This window comes from Massiliimicrobium timonense, from assembly GCF_042850985.1.
GTDB lineage: Bacteria > Bacillota_I > Bacilli_A > Erysipelotrichales > Coprobacillaceae > Allocoprobacillus.
Window position 1 is genome coordinate 55,876 of sequence record NZ_AP031415.1, and the last position, 19,538, is coordinate 75,413.

Genomic DNA, 19,538 nt, shown 5'->3' on the forward strand with positions numbered 1-19,538 from the left:
GTATGATTATGGATAAGAAGAAGTTAATACAATTTCGTAATATAGTGAAAGAATTTGATGGACAAATTGTTTTAAAAGGTGTCAACCTTGATATATATGAAAATGAGTTTGTGACTTTACTGGGACCTAGTGGGTGTGGAAAGACAACATTACTAAGAATTTTAGGTGGCTTTCTAGATGCAACTGAGGGAGAAGTTATTTTTGATGGAGAAGACATTAGTCAAGTTCCTCCACATAAAAGAGAGTTAAATACTGTCTTTCAAAAATATGCTCTTTTCCCACATATGAGTGTTTATCAAAATATTGCTTTTGGATTAAAAATTAAGAAAATGAGTAAAGACGTTATTGAACAAAAAGTTATGAAAATGTTAAAGCTCATTGGTTTAGAAGGTTTTGAAAATAAAAACGTTACACTTCTTTCTGGGGGACAACAGCAACGTGTAGCGATTGCCAGAGCACTTGTTAATGAACCTAAGGTTTTGTTATTAGATGAACCGCTTGGAGCATTGGATTTAAAATTAAGAAAAGAAATGCAATATGAATTAAAAAGAATTCAACAGGAAGTTGGAATTACCTTTATCTTTGTTACACATGACCAGGAAGAAGCCTTAACTATGTCAGATAAGATTGTTGTTATGAAGGATGGGGAAATTCAACAAGTTGGAACACCTCAGGAAATCTACAATGAACCAGAAAATAGATATGTAGCAAACTTCATTGGGGAAAGTAATATTATTCCAGCTGTCATGTTAGAAGATTATAAAGTGAAATTTGATGATATTGTTTTTGACTGTGTGGATTTTGGATTTAAAGATAAACAACCTGTTGATGTTGTGATTCGTCCAGAGGATATTGATATTGTCGATGTCAAAGATGGAAAAATGACAGGAGAAGTCTTAAGTGTTCTTTTTAAAGGTGTACATTATGAAGTTATGGTTGAAACTGTTCCAGGAACAAGTGTAACTGTGAACATGCATGTCATCAGAAATCGTGATGTGACATCTGAAAACGGAAAAGAAAAAATCAGTGCCAATGATTTCTATGTCGATATTGAAGATGTCAAATCATTAGATGATGCTGAAATTATTGCGCGTGCTGATGCACAGGCATGGAATCCTGAAACAGATGATTATATTTCTATCAGTAAGATTGATTATGATTTAAAAGAAGAAATTGGTGAATATGCAGTGACATTCTCGACTTCAAGTGGAACATCAGTAGAACGTAAGATCATTGTTGTGAATCAACCTGTTGTGAAGAATGAAAGAGCGAATGAAGGGGTTATGGCATTCAATTTCTTTAAGACAGTTGATGAACTTGATGAATCCGTAGCCTTAGATACAGATTTAAAAACATGGGCAAATGCTCAAGGATGGAAATTGAATGATGAAGATGAATCTGTAGATATTTATGTAGATTATGATTTTGATCCTGAACATATTGAAGAAGGAACATATAAAGTCACTTTCTCAACAGAAGGTAGAGAATTAAAGATTCATACAACAGATTATGTGGAAGAAGGTAAAGAGGTCGGTTTAACATTCTTCCCTGAAGATATTCATGTCATGGAAAAGATGGGGTTCTAGAATGAAACGTTTTTCACAATTAGCATGGCCCTATATGATATGGGTGATCTTAATGATTTTATTACCAATGTTATTAATTCTTTTCTATTCATTAACAACAAGTGGAAATGATATCATTAACTTTACATTTACTTTGGATCATTTTAAAAAGTTTTTTACCGACCCAGACTTTTTACTTGTCTTATGGCGTTCATTGACGATTGCTGTGAAGACAACAATTATCTGTGTTGTCTTAGGTTATCCAGTTGCTTATTTTATTGCAAGAAGCAGTGATCGTGTTCGTAATATTCTTGTTTTAGCTATTACTTTACCAATGTGGATTAATATGTTAGTCAGAACATATGCCTGGATAGGAATTCTTTCTAATGGGGGTATAGCTCAAACAATTTTAGGTTTCTTTGGATTTAAAGATGTAGAGTTGTTATATACAGAAGGTTCTGTATTGCTTGGAATGGTTTATAACTTTATTCCATTTATGATTCTACAAATCAATACATCTTTATGTAAGATGGATAAATCATTATTAGAAGCCAGTGCTGATTTAGGGGCGAACAGAGTCCAGACATTCTTACGTGTCACTTTGCCATTATCTTTATCAGGAGTTGTCAGTGGAATAACACTTGTCTTTTTACCAGCAGTGAGTTCATTCTTTATTCCTAAACTTCTTGGTGGAGGACAGTTCTTCTTAATTGGTAACGTGATTGAAAATCAATTTATTACAGTTGGAGAATGGAACTTTGGTAGTGCAATCTCTATGATTATGGCAGTCATTATGATGATTTGTATGTATGCAATTAGAAAAATTGATGAACGTAATAGTGGAGGAGGGAATCAGGAATCATGAAAAAAGATAAGAGAATTATTGGTAAAATTTTAATGGTTCTGATGATTTTATTCTTCTATTTACCAATTGTATTTATGGTTATCTTCTCTTTTAATGAAAGTAAATCATTAACACATTTTACTGGTTTTAGTTTAAACTGGTATGAAAAACTCTTCCAAAATAGAGATATGATGGAATCATTATATGTCACAATTACAGTTGCTGTGATTGCTACAATTGTATCGACAATAGTAGGAACAATTAGTGCCATTGGTTTATCAAAATCAAGCAAGATTGTTAAAAAAGTCATGATGCAGTTAAATGATTTTCCAATTATGAATCCAGAAATTGTGACAGCTATTGGATTGATGTTACTATTTATTACATTTCATATAGAACGTGGTTTTATGACAATGTTACTTGCTCATATTACATTCTGTATACCTTATGTTATTTTAAGTGTGATGCCTAAGATACGTTCACTAGATCCAAATCTATCTGATGCGGCAATGGATTTAGGAGCAACACCATGGCAAGCTTTAACAAAAGTTTTAGTGCCACAAATTATGCCTGGTATTGTATCAGGAGCCTTAATTGCCTTTACAATGTCATTTGATGATTTTATCATTTCATACTTTGTAACAGGAGGAGGGGTTAAAAACTTAAGTATCATGGTTTATACAATGAGTAAAAGAGTTAACCCAACAATCAATGCAATATCTACGCTTGTCGTAGTATTGATAACGGTAGTCTTAGTGATTATCAATGTAGTACCACTAATTAAAGCAAGAAGGGAGAAAAAAGATGAAAAAGTTATTAACTAGTTTATTAGCGGTTGCAACAATGTTTACTTTAACAGCGTGTGGAGGGGATTCAAATGCAGATAAACCATATGCCGGACAAGAATTACACCTTTATAACTGGGGAGAATACATGGGTGAAAATTTTATCTCTGGTTTTGAAGATTTAACAGGCGCAACAGTCGTTGTGGATTACTTTGATTCAAATGAAGCTATGTATATTAAAGTCGCAAATGGAGAACCATATGATATTTTAGTTCCTAGTGACTATATGATTGAAAGATTAATTCAAGAAGATCTTATTCAAAAATTAGATAAAGATAAGATTACATGTATGGATGAGCTTGTTGATGCTGTCAAAGGATTACCTTATGATCCAAACAATGAATATTCTATTCCATATTTCTGGGGAACAGTAGGAATTGTTTATGACAAAACAAAAGTCAGTGAAGCTGATTTAGAAAAAGAAGGATACAATATTTTCTTAGATACTAAATACAAAGGAGATATTTATCTATATGATTCTGAACGTGATTCATTCATGATGGCATTAAAAGCTTTAGGATATTCAATGAATACAAAAGATGAAAAAGAATTAGAAGAAGCTTATAACTGGTTAGTGAAATGTGTTGAAACAATGGAACCAGAAATTGTCACTGATGAAATTATTGATAACATGGCTCAAGGTAGAAAAGCTTTAGGATTGATTTATTCTGGAGATGCTGCTTATGTTATGAGTGAAAATGAAAACATGGGATTCTATATGCCTGAAACAGGAACAAACTTATGGAGTGATGCTATGGTGATTCCAAAGAATGCTGAAAATGTAGAATTAGCACATGAATTTATTAACTATGCTTGTAGCTATGAAGCTGCTATGGATAACTCTAGTTTTGTAGGATATACTTCTGCTAATCAGGAAGTTATGGATGAATTAGCAAGTGGAGATTATGAAGGAATTAATGCTTACGTACCTAGAACTGGTAATGATAAAGATGAAGTTTTTGAATATGATGAAGCAACTCGTAAAATCATTTCAGATTACTTCAGTAAAGTAAAAATCGCAGCTTCAAATGCTCAATAAAGATGGGGAAGATTGGCCTATGGCTAATCTTCTTTTTTTGATGGATGAATCATAGACGGGTAACATAGAGCATGTTATAATTTGAGATGTTGAGGTGAGTTATGCGAAAAGTTATTTTATTTATTGCGATGAGTTTAGATGGATATATTGCAGATCAGTATGGAAAAGTTGATTGGTTAGCTGGTCTAGATAGACAAAAAGATGCTATAGATACTTTTGAAGAATTTGTAAAAAATATAGATACTGTTATTATGGGGTGGAAAACCTATCATCAAATTATAACGGAATTATCACCAGAACATTGGGTTTATCCTAATCTAAAAAGTTATGTTGTCACACATCAACAGGTAACCTCTACTCACAATATAATTTTTACAAGTGAAAAACCACAAGATATTGTTTCTAAGTTAAAACAAAAACAAGGGAAGGATATATGGATTTGTGGTGGTTCACAAATGATTCAACCACTTTTAAAAAGCCAACTGATTGATGAATATTATATAACAGTGATTCCAATTTTGTTAGGGTCAGGGATAAGATTATTTCAAAGTGAATATTATTCTGTACCTTTAAAGTTAATTCATTATAGAGAAAACAATGGAATGATGGAATTGGTTTATGTACATAGAGAGGAATGAATGATATGGAAGATATGATTCAATATGATTTTTGTAAGCCTTATTTGATGTTGGATGAGTATATTTTATGGAAAGGAAAACCAGAAAAAGGGCATTTGATTACAGGTAATGATGTTATTGTGAGTTTATTTGGAATTGTATGGTTGTTTTTTTGTTTAAATTTTATAAGAGCTATATTCATGCAGCCTACATTATTTTTGATTATATGGATGATACCTTTTGTTTGTGTTGGTTTCTATATGGCTTTTGGAAAAATAATTCAAAAGATATATTTAAGAAATAAAACATTTTATGTCATTACCAATAAAAAATTAATGATTAAAAAAGGTCGTAAAATACAAATATATAATGGAAATGATTTGCCACCAATGGAAATTAAAATTCATAACAATGGTCTGGGAACCATTATTTTCAGTGAATTTGTTTATACAGGAAGAAGACGTTATCATAGATATATTATGTTAGAAAATCTTATAGATGTTGTACAGGTACAAAATGCTATTGAAGTCATGAAAGGAAGTAAATCATGAAAGGAATTATTGTTTATGGGAGTCAGTATGGAACAACAAAACAATATGCCAAAGAATTATCTAAACAAACAGGATTACCAACAGAAAATGAACAAGATTTAGGCACAATAGATCATTATGATTTTGTTGTTTATTTAGGTGGTTTGTATGCAGGAGGATTGAAAGGTTTTAAAAATTTTCAAAAGAAAATTCATTCAAAGATAAAATTAATAGTTGTAACAGTTGGTTTAGCTGATGTAACAGATGAAAAAAACATTCAAAATATCAGACAATCTTTGAAGCGTCAAATACCGAAATCTTTGCTAGCTACAACAACAATATATCATTTACGTGGTGGTATTGATTATTCAAAATTAAATTTTAAACATAAAACAATGATGAGTCTTTTGTATACAATGATCAAAAAGAAAGCACGAGAAAAGATGTCAGCTGAAGATTTAGCTATGATTGAAACATATCATAAACAAGTTAATTTTGTTGATTTTGATATGTTAAAACCTATAATTAAAGATATTAATAATATGATAAAAGAGGATTTATGATGAAAAGAAAATATAAAAAGAAATTTGTAAAACTATTTATTGCTTTGATTATTGCTGCTGGGGGTTATGTTGGAGTTGAATATCATCAATCGACAATTTCTTATGCAAGTGATCTCGAAGATGTTCCTGAATATAGTGGTAAGCCTTATGTCATTGTTAATGATAATGAGCCCTATTTTGATGAAAAAGATTTAACAACGCAATCATTTGAAGAATATAGTCCATTAGATTCTTTAGGACGTTGTGGTGTAGCATATGCAAATATTGGAGAAGATATTATGCCTACAAAAGAAAGAGGAAGTATTGGCGTGATTAAACCATCAGGATGGCAAACAAAGAAATATGATTTTGTAGATGGTAAATATCTTTACAACAGATGTCATCTGATTGGTTATCAGTTAAGTGGTGAAAATGCAAATGAAAAGAATTTAATCACAGGGACAAGATATATGAATACAGAAGGAATGTTGCCTTTTGAAAATGAAGTTGCTGATTATGTGAAAGATACAGGAAATCATGTTTTATATCGTGTGACACCTGTTTTTGAAGAAGATAATCTGGTGGCTGATGGTGTATTGATGGAAGCTATGTCTGTAGAGGATCGAGGTTTAGATATTGAATTTAATGTGTTTGTTTATAATGTTCAACCTCAAGTAAAAATTGATTATCAGACTGGAAAAAGCTCTTTAGATGAATAAAAATATAAAAATAATAAAAAAAGTTGGACTCCTTAAAAATGGTTTAGTACAATGGAGAAAAGGAGGTCATCAATATGTTTACAATTTCTAATTTTACAAATAATAATGATGTGAAAATCATTAATGAAAAAGGACCTTTTCAAGTGATTGAATATCAACGTGATTTAAGTGTAATGCCACATCATGCACAAACAGCTTATTTTTGTAGTGAAATGAATATTCGTAAAAGACAGGTTATTTGTGATATAAGTCAAGCTGATGTTGTAGTACAGGCAGGAGCCATGCAATGGATGGTTGGCAATGTCTATGCAACAACAGGATTAAAGGGTGTAGGTGATTTGTTATCTAAAGCGGTAAGGGGAAAAGTGACTGGAGAATCAGCAATTAAACCAGAATATACTGGAGATGGAATCCTTGTATTAGAACCTACATATAAACATATTTTATTACTTGATCTTGATGAATGGAATCAATCTGTTGTATTAGATGATGGATTATTTTTAGCTTGTGATGCAAAGTTAAAACATAAGGCAGTTATGCGTTCTAATTTATCATCAGCGACAATGGGAAATGAAGGGTTATTTAATCTTGGAATAGAAGGTTCTGGTATTGTATGTTTAGAATCAGAATGTCCACAAGAAGAACTTATTGAAGTGACTTTAAAAGATGATGTTTTAAAAATTGATGGGAATATGGCTATTGCATGGAGTGGAACTCTTGAGTTCAAAGTAGAACGTTCTGGAAAAACATTAGCAGGATCAGCAGCATCTGGTGAAGGACTTGTGAATGTTTATCGTGGAACAGGAAAAGTTTTGATTGCACCAGTTGAATCAAGAAAATAGATATAAAAAAGGATTGAAAACGAAACTTTCAATCCTTTGTTTTTTTACTTTAAGATTTTAAAATGATGTCCAGGTTTAATGAAATCTAACAACATTAATTCTTCAGGTTTTACAGTAGCTACTAAGTTACGTTCACCATCATTAGGAATTTCAGTTAAAACAATTTCAAGTTCACCACGATAGTGTGCTAAATTATCATTAACAATTAATACATCTCCACGAGTGAAAACTTTTTTACCAGGATCTCTATATGGAATAGATTGTGATTCTACATTCATTTGAGAATCTTTTCCCATATCTCCATCTTGAACACTTTTCTTTTCTTTAAACCATACACGTGGTGATGAAGATCTTAACATAAATGATGAATGATCATAACGATCCCAATGAGGGGCAAAATCATACATGATTTCTTTTTCGTTTTGACTAATACCTTCAGCTTCATCCACTCTAATTTCAATAGCTTGTAAATTGACTTTAGCTAGAGCTTCTAATTCTTCATCAGTTGCTGGATAGTTTCCAATTAAAATATCATCAACATCTCCAGTCGCTAACATATAACGTGCTTGTAAATCAATTGGTAAACCACGCATAATTTCAACAGTTGGTAAACCACAGAAAACTTTCCATGGCCCGATTGTATGTTCATTGTTACTAGAAACAAAGGCAGCAGTGTGCAAATTTAATTCTTTCCAATAACGATTATATTCCATAAATAAGTCAAAATCTAAACCAGTATAACGTTCTGGGAAGAAGTTATGACACATAGTGATTTGATCTTTATTACCACCATTGTTGATTAATAACTCTACACCCATATCCATACTGGCATTAAATTCAATTTTAATATTGTATGGATTACGTGTTAATTGAATATCACCTTGTGTCCCAAAGTTACCATCCATTCTGATAATATCTAATCCTAAATCAGCAAATGGTTTTAAATTACCAGGTGTTGCTCCAATTAAGTCAAAAACTTGTGGATTTGTATCAGCAGCAACTTCAAATCCTAATTCATGAGCTTTTTTCATGAATTCTTTAAATTCAACCAAATAACTTTCTCTTTCTTCATCTGGAATTGATAAAAAACATGTAAAAATTCTACTGTAACCTAATTTTGCAGCTTTTTCCATGTATGCGTATACCTCATTCTTTGGTGTTTTATCAGGGTATACAGAAATACCTAATTTGTGCATATTCATTTTCCTCCTTATAAAATCATTATAACATCTTTAGCAATAGACTTTAAGAAAAAGATAGAAAGACATTTAAAATTCAAGCCTCTTATGAAAAATATATGGAGTAGGACTTCGCAAAATCATGGATTTATGATATAACAAAAGATAGAGAATGTAAGAAAGGAGCGAAAAATCATGAGTTTGGAAATATGTTTATCATTTGTGGTAACTTTCATATTTAGTTTAATTCTTGTTCCTATAGTAGGAAAAGTTTCAAAAAAACTTGGGATTATTGCTCATACGAATAAAAGAACCATTCATAAAGGAATCATTGCCAGAACTGGTGGTTACGCGATTTATGCTAGTTTTTTAATTGGGACAATGATTTTTTTGAAAACAGATATTCAAATTAATGCGATATTGATTGGTGGCTTTATCATTTTTTTAACAGGTTTCTATGATGATATTCATGACTTATCACCTAAATTAAAAATGTTGGGTCAGGTTATTGCGGCATTGGTTGTGATTATTTATGGAGATATTGTTTTAAAAGGTTTTACATTACCTTTTTTGCCAGACTCTATTTCCTATGTCTTGGCTATTTTAGTCACTATTTTATGGATTGTAGGAATCAGTAATGCGATTAATCTGATAGATGGATTAGATGGATTATGTGCAGGTATTTCTATTATTGTTTTAGTGACAATTTCATTAACCTCTTTAACATATGGACGTACGGATATATCATCGCTATCTTTGCTTTTGGCAGGTGCTATTGGAGGTTTTCTTGTTTATAATTTTCATCCTGCTTCTATTTTCTTAGGAGATTGTGGAGCTTTATTTATTGGTTTTATGATTGCAGTTATTTCATTACTTGGATTTGGTTATAAAAGTTCTTCATTCTTTACTTTAGGTGCGCCTATTGTTGTCTTAATGGTACCAATCATGGATACTTTTATTGCGATTATTCGTCGTAAAGTTCATCATAAAAGTTTTAGTGAAGCAGATCGTAACCATCTTCATCATAAATTAATGTTCTCTTTGGAATTAGGTCAAACTAAGAGTGTTTTGATTTTATACACTGTGACAGTTTTGTTTTCGTTATGTTCGTATCTTTATTTATTTGATAAAGTAGGTGCAACTATTTTATTTGTAGCTTTAATGTTATTGTTTGAATTATTTGTAGAAGCAACCAATATGATTGATCGTAAGTATAAACCATTTTTAACAATTTTAAATATTTTTATTAAAAGTGAGTATTTACCATCTATTAAAGATACAAAACCATATCAAAAGATTATTCGAAAAGCTAAAAAAAGATATGCTGTTATATTAATTATTGTGATAGGTATTGTCTTTTCAATGGTTTTTGTTTTAAATCATGAAGAAAAAGCTATTCCACAAAAAACGATAACTATAGAATATGTAGAATCACAAAATGAAACAAGCCTTATGAGTGATATTTATAATCAGCTGGTAACAGCCATTAATCGTGGTGATAAAAAAACAGAAAGACAATTAGTCGCAGCCTATTTTGTAAGTGATTATTATACACTATCTAATAAAGAAGAAGGAAAGATAGGTGGAATTGATTACTTCTATGCTGATAAAAAAGACGATTTTACAGCTTATGCTAAACAGGAATATTATAGAGATAATCAACAATATATCAATCCTCCAGAAGTTATCCGTTATGATATTTTGTCTAATGTCCCTTCTTATAAAGCTTTATCTGGTTTAGAAGATTATAGTTATTATGATGTGAAAGTTCAAATCACTTTTAATGAAGTGAATCCAATACTCAATGCTTTACAATATACGACGACTGTAACTTTGATTGAAAAAGATCAAAAGTTTAGTGTTGTCGCAATGGAGAGTGACAATGGATAAGTTCTTGTGGGTAGGACTAGGTGGAGCCATAGGATCCATCTTTAGATATACTTTAAGTTTATTGCCTATCAAAAGTTCTTTTCCAGTTTTAACATTAATCACAAACTTGCTGGGAGCTTTTATCATAGGAGTAGTTGTTGGCTTATTTGAAAAACAATATTTGCCTTCACAAATCCATCTCTTTTTAAAAACAGGGTTATGTGGAGGATTTACAACTTTTTCAACATTTTCATTAGAAACTTTAACATTATTAGAAAATGGCATGATTTTTATGGCAATCGTTTATGTTTTCATCAGTATTGCAGGATGTATTGTTGGAGTATATTTAGGAAAAATGATTGTAGGAATAAGGGCTTTTTAAAAGGCTCTTTTTTCTTTATTATTTGGAAATAATGGTATATAATGTGGATGTAAAAGTTTATGAATTTGTTGGTTGGAAATAGAAGTATTTCATGAAAATGGAAGCAGGTGAAAATCCTGAGCTGTCCCGCAGCCGTGAAAGGGAGTTAAAGCGTAATACCACTGGGAAACTGGGAAGGTGCTAAGACGTTGAACTTGAGCCGGAATACATGCCAACATCTTGGAATACACTTTACGGAGTATAAAGTCGTTCTAGTATCAATTTTAGGGTTAAAGTCCCTATTTTTGTCTAGGAGAAATGGAGGACAAAATGAAGAAAATTTTTACAAGTTTATTAATGATGTTGATGTTGATTGCTAGTCAAGTTTTACCAACAGCAGCATTATCGTATGACGAAAGTTATACATCAGCAAAAGGTTATTATTCACAAAAAACAAGTTTCAATAGTTTTAGTGAATTATATGCTTATGAAGCCATTGGATTGGATTCTAGTGATTATTCTATTGATCATTTAATTTCTACTGACTATGCGTCTGAAATAGCACAATCTGTAATTGCTTTATCATTACATGGAGATAATCCAAAAAATTATAATGGTGTTAATTATGTAGAAATGCTAGAAAATTGTGTTCAATCAAACGGAGCTTTTGATAAAAAGAATAATTCAACATATGCAAATTTTCAAGTTTATGGAGTTTTTGCATTATATGTTGTTGATTCACCTAAATTATCACTGGCAGCAGATTATTTAACATCTCTCATTGATGATAATGGGGCTTTTGGGTCAAGCTATGGTCCTAGTTTAGATATTACTTCATGGGTTATTGAAAGTTTGTCTTTGGTTGATAAAGACAAATATCAACCCACTATTCAACGTGCTATTGTGTATTTGCAATCTATGCGAGATGGACAAGCAGGATATAAAGATAGTTTTAGTGGTGTTAATGTGAACACACAAGCAAGTGTTATGATAGGTTTATTAACATATGATGCCAAAGGAGTTAAAGCAGGTACATATAATCAAAATGGGTATAATCCATATGACGTATTATTAAAATATCAAAATACTGATGGAAGTTTTTGGTATTCAACACCGGGAGAAGTGAATGATTATGCAACCGTTCAAGGGATTCAAACAATAGGGTATTATTATAATGAATCTGTTTATCAAAAAGCAAAACAGGATTATTTGGCTTTAGATGAAGTTATAGATACAGAAAAACAACCAGAAATAGAAGTTAAACCGGAAGTAGAAGTTGAACAAGAAGTAGAAAAGACAGAAACATCATCTTCTCAATCTCAAAAACAACCTCAAAAAGAAGTTGTAACAGAAACAACAAAACAAAAAGATGTTGTACAAACAGATGATCAGTCATGGTTATTTGAATATGGTTTATTATTTATGGGAAGTGGAATACTTTTATTGAAAGGAAGAAAGTATTTTGAATAAAACAAAGAAATATACACTTATTTTTATTGTATTATGTTTTATATTTATTGGGGGAGCAGGTATTTATCATACCTGCTTTGTCCCAAATCAAGAAGCAAAAGAAGTTGTTGAAAATAAAGAAACAGAAAGTGAAGTTAGTCAGCAAGTAGATGTATCTAAAGAAACATCTCAGCAAGATGAATCATCACAAGAAAAAGAAAAAAAGCAAACTTCTCAAAAGAAGGAAAAGAAAACAGAGCAAAAAACAGAATCTCAAACAACAAAAAAAATAGATGAAGATGCATCAAATCAAAAAACATCAGAACCTAAACAACAACCACAAGAAACTTTGGAAGAAGTTGAAGAAGAATCACAAATTGAAGAAGTGGCATCAATCAATGTGATAATTACAGGTGTTGATGGTGTGATGGCACAAGATTATGTTGAATTTGAAGAAGGAATGAGTGCTTATGATGCGTTAAAAATATTAGCCGATAATTATGAGATGACTGTTAAGATTTCAGGAATAGGACAAGCTGTTTATGTCAAAGGAATTAATGGTCTAATGGAGTTTGATTATGGTGGACAATCAGGCTGGAAGTATAAAGTCAATGGAGCTTATCCAAGTTTAGGTGCAGGTGCTTATATTTTAAAAGATGGTGATCAAGTTGAGTGGATCTATTCAACAAATGGGTAAGATTCAAGAAATCAGTTTAATTGGCATTTTAGCGGCAGTTAATATTGCTTCTCGCATTGCTTTACAGGCTTTACCTAATATTAAACCAGTGACTTCAATTATTATTATTTCAGTTTTACTTTTTGGATTAGCTTTTGGAATTAAACTGACATTGGTGACAACACTTGTATCTAATATGTATTTAGGTATGGGAATTTGGACTTTTTTTCAAATTTTAGCATGGATTGTGATTTGTCTGTTGACACAATGTATGGGTGATTTTTATAGAAGAAGAAATAAAAAACCATCACTTTTGGTTATGGCTGTTTTTTCTTTAGTGATGGGTTATGTTTTTGGTTTGATTGTATCATTGGAACAATTTGTTATTGGGGGATTGCCATTATTTATTGTTTATTATAGTGCTGGATTATTATTTGATACGTTTCATGCTGTGGGGAATTTCTTTTTTTATTTAATAGGAGCCCCCTTGTTGTGGAAAGTATTTAAAAAATATAGGAAGTGTTAAGATATTTCTTAGAGAAAATTTTAACATTTCCTATTTTTATAATAAGGGTTGAATTAAAAAATATTGGAGTACATTCAAAAGACCGGCTAATACCATGACAAAGATAGGATTCATTTTCCATTTCATTAACAGGAATAGACAAATAACAAAAATAACAACCATTTGGATTTTGAGGGTTTCTACTGCGATACCTAATTCTCCAAAAAAAGCAGTCATAATAATTGTTAAACCAGCACTAGCAATTAATGCAATAACTGCAGGTCTTAAAACATTTAAAATGGATTGTAAAGATTCCATTTGACGAAATTTAAGATAAAGCCATGCGATAATAGTGACAATAAGACAAGAAGGAAGAATACATCCTAAAGTCGCTATAATAGCTCCGGGTAGTCCAGCAATTTTTATTCCTACAAAGGTAGCAGAGTTAATTGCAATAGGACCAGGTGTCATTTGGGAAATAGTGATGAGGTCAGTGAATTCTGGAATAGTGAGCCAATGGTGTAATTCCACCACTTGATTTTGAATGAGTGGCATTGCAGCATAGCCACCACCAAAGCTAAATGCACCAATTTGTAGAAAGCTTAAAAATAATTGTAGGAGTATCATGATTTTACACGTCCTTTCCATAGAAAAGTTTTGATAAGCCCAATCATAATACAAATAAAGATAATATAGATAACGTTGATATTCAAAAAATAAGTGAGAATAAATGAAGAAATCATGATGAATAGAGAAAAAATATTTTTTTCGTGGAAAATTCCTGCTGCCATTTCAAAGACAACTGCCACAATAACGGCACCTACACCAGCTTGCATTCCTTCAAGCATTAAAGCTATGATGATATTTGTACGGAATATTTCATAACAAAAAGATATGAATGAAATGACAACAAATGGAGGAATGATTGTTGCAATCACTGAAACGATGATTCCTGCAATACCAGCTAATTTATAGCCTACAACAATGGCTCCATTCACTGCAATAGCACCCGGTGATGATTGTGCAATAGCAATTAAATCCAACATCTCATCTTCATCAATCCAATGATATTCACTAACAAATTTTTTTCGCATGAGTGTAACAATGACATAACCACCACCAAAAGTAAAAGCACTGAGATATAAAGTTGAAAAAAATAAAGTGATGAGTTTTTTCTTTGACATGAAATCACCTCCGTTATTATCATACAAAAAGTTGAAAAATATGTAAAATAATATTATTTTTATTTCAAAAGTTATACAATATAAGTAGATAGAAAAGTAAAATATTTAAAGAAATATATTTTCTTGTGTTGAAGAAAAAGTGTTGTATTTTTATAGTGAATATGATAGTATTGTTTTGCTAATGTATAAAGAAAAGGAGGTACGACAATGGTTTTAAATATTTTACTAGTTTTAGTTTCAATTGCTCTTATTGTTGTATGCCTATTACAAAGTGGAAAATCTGATGGTGTTGTGAATGCTTTGACTGGTCAAAGTTCTAACCTGTTTGCTCATCAAAAAGAAAGAGGAGCTGATTTGGTTTTAACACGTATTACTGTTGGACTTGCAATTGCATTTTTTGTTCTTGCAATCTTAATTAGAATGGGTTAATCATTAGGGCACTTTGATGTGTCCTCTTTTTATTAATTGGATAAACTAAAAGTGAGGTGATTAAGATGAAGGAAGAAATATTGAATTTATTGGCTGATCGTAGTTATACAAGAAGAAAGATTCAAGAATTAGCAGAATACTTTCATATGACCGATACTCAAGATTATGTTTCGTTTATTAAATTAATAAATGAGATGGAAAATGAAGGACTGATTATCAGAAGTCGTATTAATGATTATTATTTGATTAATCAACTTCAATATTATAAAGGTGTTTTAGAATTAAATAAACGTGGTTTTGGGTTTGTAAAAGTAGATGAAGAACGTGAATTTTATATTCATGATACGAATATGAAAGATGCTTTAAATCATGATGTTGTTTTGATTGAAAAAGTCAAATCACATGGAAATCGTGAAGAAGGGCGTGTTGTTCGTGTTCTTCGACGTGGACAAATAAGATATGTTGGGGAAGTCAAAAGAGGGCGTAAAGAATATATTATCAAAACAGATGATCCTAAATTTGATAAACCAATTATTGTGGATATGGCTCATGCACATGGAGCTATGCCAGGGCATAAGGTTGTTGTAGAGATAAAAGCTTTTAAACCTCAGATTAAAGGGGATATTGTTAAAATTATAGGGCATCGTAATGATCCGGGTGTTGATATTTTATCTATCGTTCATGCTCATGATGTAGATATTGAATTTCCTAAGGAAGTTTACGAACAAATTGAAAATATATCAGATGAAATTGATCCAAGTGATATAGAAAATCGTGTAGATTTAAGAAATGAATTGATTGTGACTATTGATGGTGACGACGCTAAAGATTTGGATGATGCGATTTCGTTAAAAAAATTGGATAATGGTCATTATCAATTAGGTGTCCATATTGCTGATGTGTCTTATTATGTGACAGAGGGTTCGCCTTTAGATAAGGAAGCTATTAAAAGAGGAACATCTATTTATTTAGTTGACCGTGTTATTCCTATGTTACCACATAAACTATCTAATGGTATTTGTTCACTGAATCCAAATACTGACCGTTATACAATCAGTTGTATTATGGAAATAGATAAGCATGGAGAAGTTGTTAATCATGAAATTGTTCCATCTGTTATTCATTCTTCTTATCGTATGACATATAATAATGTGAATAAGATATTAGATGGTAATCAGGATTTACAAAAAGAATATGCACCAGCAATTCCTTTATTCTTTTTAATGCAGGAGCTGGCAACTTTGCTAAGAAAAGTGCGTGATGAACGTGGAGCTATCGATTTTGATGTTGATGAAGCAAAAGTTATAGTGGATAAAACAGGGGAGCCTACTGATGTTGTTTTGAGAAAACGTGGTGCTTCTGATAAGATTATTGAAGAATTTATGCTGAAAGCTAATGAAACAGTAGCACAACATTTTAAATGGATGGATTTACCTTTTATTTATCGTGTGCATGAACAGCCAAAAGTTAAGAAACTGCAACAGTTTGTATCTATTGTCAAACCTTTGGGCTATACTATTAAAGGTTCTCTGGAACATGTTTTTCCTAAAGAATTGAATATGATTATTAATGCTTCTAAGGGAACGGATGAACATGTTATTGTTTCGACATTGTTATTAAGATGTATGCAAAAAGCAAGATATGATGCACAGTGTTTAGGACATTTTGGTTTGGCAGATGAATATTATACACATTTTACTTCACCTATTAGACGTTATCCAGATTTGTTAGGACATCGTTTGATGCGTACTTTCTTGTTTCAACATAATTATCAAAAGACTGCTCATTTTGAAGAAGTGATTCCTGAATTGGCAGAACAGTCTTCTTTTAGAGAAAAAGAAGCTGTTGACATTGAACGTGAAGTGAATGATATGAAAATGGCAGAGTATATGTCTAAGCATATTGGGGAAGAATTTGAGGGAATGATTTCTTCTATTACTTCATTTGGATTCTTTGTTGAATTACCTAACACAATAGATGGTTTAGTACATATTACTGATTTAACAGATGATTATTATCATTATAATGAGGAACAGATGACTTTGATAGGAGAAAGAACGGGTAAAACTTTTAAAATTTCTGATAAGGTCAAAGTTAAAGTTGTTGCCTGTGATAAAAAAGAGCGTACAATTGATTTTGAAGTTGTGGGAATGGAATCAAGAAAGAAAAAAACAAAAATAGTTAAAATTAATGATAGAAAAGTAAAGACAAAACGTACAAAAAAGGGTAAAATAAATAAGTCTAATCATAGAAGAACAAGAAGACGAAGATAAAAGGAGGCGATATGCATGAAGATTGTGACTCAAAATAAAAAAGCTTTTCATGATTACTTTATTTTAGAAACTTATGAAGCGGGAATAGAGTTAAAAGGGACAGAAATTAAATCTGTGCGTAAAGGTCATGTGAATTTAAAAGATGCTTTTATTCGTTTTAAAAATGATGAAGCATTTATTGAAAATATGCATATCGCTCCTTATGAACAAGGGAATATCTTTAACCATGAACCACTTCGTAATAGAAAATTGTTACTTCATAAAAAGCAGATTAAGAAATTACAAAAAGAAGTGAAAGAAAATGGGTTAACAGTTGTTCCGACAAAATTATATTTTAACACCTCTAAGCTTAAGGCAGAAATTGCTTTAGCTCGAGGAAAGAAGTTGTATGATAAACGTCAAGATTTAAAAGCTAAAGATGCAAAAAGAGATATGGAAAGAGCATTGAAAAATGCTTATTAATGGGGGCGTCTTGGATTCGACAGGGGTCAGTTTGAATGAAATTGCAGCCGTGGGCATACGTTAATTGCAAACAAAAAATATCTGGAAACAGACAACAATTATCTTTCGCTTGCTAGTCGACGTTAGACTTTAGCGAATATCAGCCTATAGCATACCTATGGCTATAGAACTGGTAACATATCTTATAGGTTAAGGGTATAAAGCGTCTGGATTTATATCACGAAAATGTACAGAATCGCTAAGTGAAAGACTGCTTGTGGATTGTAGCTTAGTTAAATTCATTCGACAAGATAAGCTGTAGAAGTTTCATATGGGACGGCTTTTGGACGCGGGTTCGATTCCCGCCGCCTCCACCAAATAGTAAATGACACTGATTTTATCAGTGTTTTTTTTATTTTTTTTGTATTGTGCTAACGATTTGCTAACGAGTTATAAAAAAGGAAATAGCAAAAATTTATTTAATAGAGAAATTAGTATTCAAAAATTAGAGAATAATAGTTTAGAGATTATAGGATTATTTTTGAAAAGTAATATGTTAGCTTTCAAGATCAATTTTTTAGATATTTTAAATTTTTATCGCAATAGTTAAAATGTGGAGAATATAATAATAAATTTTTATAGGTCATTTTATTATTGAGTTTTAAGCAAATGAACTTTAGAAAGATGTTTCTATGAATATTTTTGATTTTATAAATATAAGTTAAAAAACTTGACAAAAATACATGGGGGGGGGGTATACTCATAATAAGAGAGGGGAGAACTATTATGGATAAGCAAAAAATAGATTTATATCTTACAACTAACGCTAAATATTTTGAGCCAAGTGCAATTCCAATCATTAGACAAAAATTGGAAAAAACTGATGACACAACATTTTTATCGTTACAAGCTACTGATTTAAAAGATCCTACAACTATGCTATTATTCTCATTATTTTTAGGTGCTTTTGGGGTTGATAGATTCATGTTGGGCGATACAGGTATGGGTATTTTAAAATTATTGACTTTAGGATGTTGTGGAATTATGACAATAATCGATTGGTTTACAATTATTAAAAAGACTAGACAACATAATCTTGCAAAAATTTCTATGATTATTTAACTAGATGAAAAAAAATTTTTTTACTGAAATTTTTTCGTTATTGGGCTTAGCTTTATTTTTTCATTTTTTGGAAATAAGGATATGTCCCTTTTTTTCTATTTTTGGGATACCATGTCCTGGTTGTGGGTTAACTAGAGCAACTATTTTATTTTTGCAAGGAAAAATTATGATGTCTTTACATTACAATTTGTTAGCTATACCTATAATTATATCATGTGGAATATATTCAATATTACTTTTTTTTGAAAAAGAGAAATACGTTGAAATGATAATAACAAAATATAAAAATGTTTTAATAATTTTTGCGATATTAATATTTATTATAGTTGAAATAATTAATATTAATAATTATTTATTATATTAGGAGGAAAAATGGAAATATATGTATGTGTAGTTATAATATTATTGATTTATGGGTATATATCATATAAACTTCTTTGTGATATAGTAAATTTGAAGAAAAGTATTATTCAAGTAAAAAAAAGATATCGTTCTTTGAAGTTTTCAT

22 protein-coding genes, 1 other RNA gene and 1 riboswitch are annotated in these 19,538 nt (G+C 30.9%); of the genes, 20 read left to right on the forward strand and 3 right to left on the reverse strand.

Annotated elements, in window-relative coordinates:
* The first annotated feature begins 8 nt into the window (after positions 1-8).
* From ACGHJ8_RS00295 to ACGHJ8_RS00335, 9 genes are all read left to right on the forward strand, one after another.
* Positions 9-1,586 carry an ABC transporter ATP-binding protein gene (locus ACGHJ8_RS00295; protein WP_087244985.1) on the forward strand — a complete coding sequence of 526 codons (1,578 nt, stop codon included), beginning with the start codon at positions 9-11 and terminating at the stop codon, positions 1,584-1,586.
* 1 nt (position 1,587) lies between these two features.
* Complete coding sequence (locus ACGHJ8_RS00300) at positions 1,588-2,430, forward strand: ABC transporter permease (RefSeq protein WP_168082604.1); 843 nt, start codon at positions 1,588-1,590, stop codon at positions 2,428-2,430.
* Positions 2,427-3,233: an ABC transporter permease gene (locus tag ACGHJ8_RS00305; RefSeq protein ID WP_087244987.1), complete on the forward strand. Its 807-nt coding sequence runs from the start codon at positions 2,427-2,429 to the stop codon at positions 3,231-3,233. Before ACGHJ8_RS00300 ends, ACGHJ8_RS00305 begins: the two co-directional genes overlap by 4 nt.
* Positions 3,214-4,293 carry an ABC transporter substrate-binding protein gene (locus ACGHJ8_RS00310; protein ID WP_087297241.1) on the forward strand — a complete coding sequence of 360 codons (1,080 nt, stop codon included), beginning with the start codon at positions 3,214-3,216 and terminating at the stop codon, positions 4,291-4,293. Before ACGHJ8_RS00305 ends, ACGHJ8_RS00310 begins: the two co-directional genes overlap by 20 nt.
* A 101-nt stretch (positions 4,294-4,394) precedes the next feature.
* Positions 4,395-4,931 carry a dihydrofolate reductase family protein gene (locus tag ACGHJ8_RS00315; protein ID WP_211962523.1) on the forward strand — a complete coding sequence of 179 codons (537 nt, stop codon included), beginning with the start codon at positions 4,395-4,397 and terminating at the stop codon, positions 4,929-4,931.
* A gap of 5 nt (positions 4,932-4,936) precedes the next feature.
* The gene (locus ACGHJ8_RS00320; RefSeq protein WP_390541041.1) at positions 4,937-5,461 is read left to right on the forward strand and encodes a hypothetical protein; all 525 of its coding nucleotides are present in this window, start codon (positions 4,937-4,939) and stop codon (positions 5,459-5,461) included.
* Positions 5,458-6,003 (forward strand): flavodoxin domain-containing protein, encoded by a 546-nt coding sequence (locus ACGHJ8_RS00325; protein WP_390541043.1) that lies wholly within the window; start codon positions 5,458-5,460, stop codon positions 6,001-6,003. Before ACGHJ8_RS00320 ends, ACGHJ8_RS00325 begins: the two co-directional genes overlap by 4 nt.
* Entirely contained in the window at positions 6,003-6,701 is a 699-nt protein-coding gene (locus ACGHJ8_RS00330) for a DNA/RNA non-specific endonuclease (protein ID WP_390541045.1), read from the forward strand. The genes ACGHJ8_RS00325 and ACGHJ8_RS00330 overlap by 1 nt, the downstream gene beginning before the upstream one ends.
* Before the next feature lie 74 nt (positions 6,702-6,775).
* Complete coding sequence (locus ACGHJ8_RS00335) at positions 6,776-7,543, forward strand: AIM24 family protein (RefSeq protein WP_390541047.1); 768 nt, start codon at positions 6,776-6,778, stop codon at positions 7,541-7,543.
* Positions 7,544-7,587: 44 nt separating this feature from the next.
* On the opposite strand, the gene ACGHJ8_RS00340 is transcribed toward ACGHJ8_RS00335, so the two are convergent.
* Positions 7,588-8,739 (reverse strand): DUF871 domain-containing protein, encoded by a 1,152-nt coding sequence (locus tag ACGHJ8_RS00340; protein ID WP_390541049.1) that lies wholly within the window; start codon positions 8,737-8,739, stop codon positions 7,588-7,590.
* Positions 8,740-8,916: 177 nt separating this feature from the next.
* On the opposite strand from ACGHJ8_RS00340, the gene ACGHJ8_RS00345 reads away from it, so the two are divergent.
* The 5 genes from ACGHJ8_RS00345 (at position 8,917) to ACGHJ8_RS00365 (ending at position 13,602) form a co-directional block, all read left to right on the forward strand.
* A complete protein-coding gene (locus ACGHJ8_RS00345) occupies positions 8,917-10,611 on the forward strand; it encodes an MraY family glycosyltransferase (RefSeq protein WP_390541051.1) in 1,695 nt (564 codons plus the stop codon).
* Entirely contained in the window at positions 10,604-10,972 is a 369-nt protein-coding gene (gene crcB, locus ACGHJ8_RS00350) for a fluoride efflux transporter CrcB (protein WP_390541053.1), read from the forward strand. The genes ACGHJ8_RS00345 and crcB overlap by 8 nt, the downstream gene beginning before the upstream one ends.
* Before the next feature lie 52 nt (positions 10,973-11,024).
* Positions 11,025-11,203, forward strand: a riboswitch (cobalamin riboswitch).
* A gap of 78 nt (positions 11,204-11,281) precedes the next feature.
* Positions 11,282-12,421 carry a hypothetical protein gene (locus tag ACGHJ8_RS00355; protein WP_390541055.1) on the forward strand — a complete coding sequence of 380 codons (1,140 nt, stop codon included), beginning with the start codon at positions 11,282-11,284 and terminating at the stop codon, positions 12,419-12,421.
* A complete protein-coding gene (locus ACGHJ8_RS00360; protein ID WP_087356907.1) occupies positions 12,414-13,097 on the forward strand; it encodes a DUF4430 domain-containing protein in 684 nt (227 codons plus the stop codon). The genes ACGHJ8_RS00355 and ACGHJ8_RS00360 overlap by 8 nt, the downstream gene beginning before the upstream one ends.
* Positions 13,090-13,602: a hypothetical protein gene (locus ACGHJ8_RS00365; RefSeq protein WP_390541057.1), complete on the forward strand. Its 513-nt coding sequence runs from the start codon at positions 13,090-13,092 to the stop codon at positions 13,600-13,602. The genes ACGHJ8_RS00360 and ACGHJ8_RS00365 overlap by 8 nt, the downstream gene beginning before the upstream one ends.
* Positions 13,603-13,638: 36 nt before the next feature.
* On the opposite strand, the gene ACGHJ8_RS00370 is transcribed toward ACGHJ8_RS00365, so the two are convergent.
* On the reverse strand, positions 13,639-14,208 hold the full coding sequence (locus ACGHJ8_RS00370; RefSeq protein ID WP_087356908.1) for a chromate transporter: 570 nt from the start codon (positions 14,206-14,208) through the stop codon (positions 13,639-13,641).
* Entirely contained in the window at positions 14,205-14,765 is a 561-nt protein-coding gene (locus ACGHJ8_RS00375; RefSeq protein ID WP_205089778.1) for a chromate transporter, read from the reverse strand. Before ACGHJ8_RS00375 ends, ACGHJ8_RS00370 begins: the two co-directional genes overlap by 4 nt.
* A 207-nt stretch (positions 14,766-14,972) precedes the next feature.
* Between ACGHJ8_RS00375 and secG the strand changes: the two genes are divergently transcribed.
* From secG to ACGHJ8_RS00405, 6 genes are all read left to right on the forward strand, one after another.
* Positions 14,973-15,194, forward strand: coding sequence for a preprotein translocase subunit SecG (secG, locus tag ACGHJ8_RS00380; protein WP_087356910.1), 222 nt, complete (start codon positions 14,973-14,975; stop codon positions 15,192-15,194).
* A 65-nt stretch (positions 15,195-15,259) separates the two neighbouring features.
* Complete coding sequence (rnr, locus tag ACGHJ8_RS00385) at positions 15,260-17,467, forward strand: ribonuclease R (RefSeq protein WP_211962540.1); 2,208 nt, start codon at positions 15,260-15,262, stop codon at positions 17,465-17,467.
* A 15-nt stretch (positions 17,468-17,482) separates the two neighbouring features.
* A complete protein-coding gene (smpB, locus tag ACGHJ8_RS00390) occupies positions 17,483-17,929 on the forward strand; it encodes an SsrA-binding protein SmpB (RefSeq protein WP_211962542.1) in 447 nt (148 codons plus the stop codon).
* A gap of 1 nt (position 17,930) precedes the next feature.
* Positions 17,931-18,285, forward strand: a transfer-messenger RNA (tmRNA) gene (gene ssrA, locus ACGHJ8_RS00395).
* A gap of 409 nt (positions 18,286-18,694) precedes the next feature.
* The gene (locus ACGHJ8_RS00400) at positions 18,695-19,030 is read left to right on the forward strand and encodes a TM2 domain-containing protein (RefSeq protein WP_191341481.1); all 336 of its coding nucleotides are present in this window, start codon (positions 18,695-18,697) and stop codon (positions 19,028-19,030) included.
* Positions 19,031-19,034: 4 nt separating this feature from the next.
* Positions 19,035-19,394: a DUF2752 domain-containing protein gene (locus ACGHJ8_RS00405; protein WP_211962546.1), complete on the forward strand. Its 360-nt coding sequence runs from the start codon at positions 19,035-19,037 to the stop codon at positions 19,392-19,394.
* Positions 19,395-19,538: the final 144 nt, after the last annotated feature.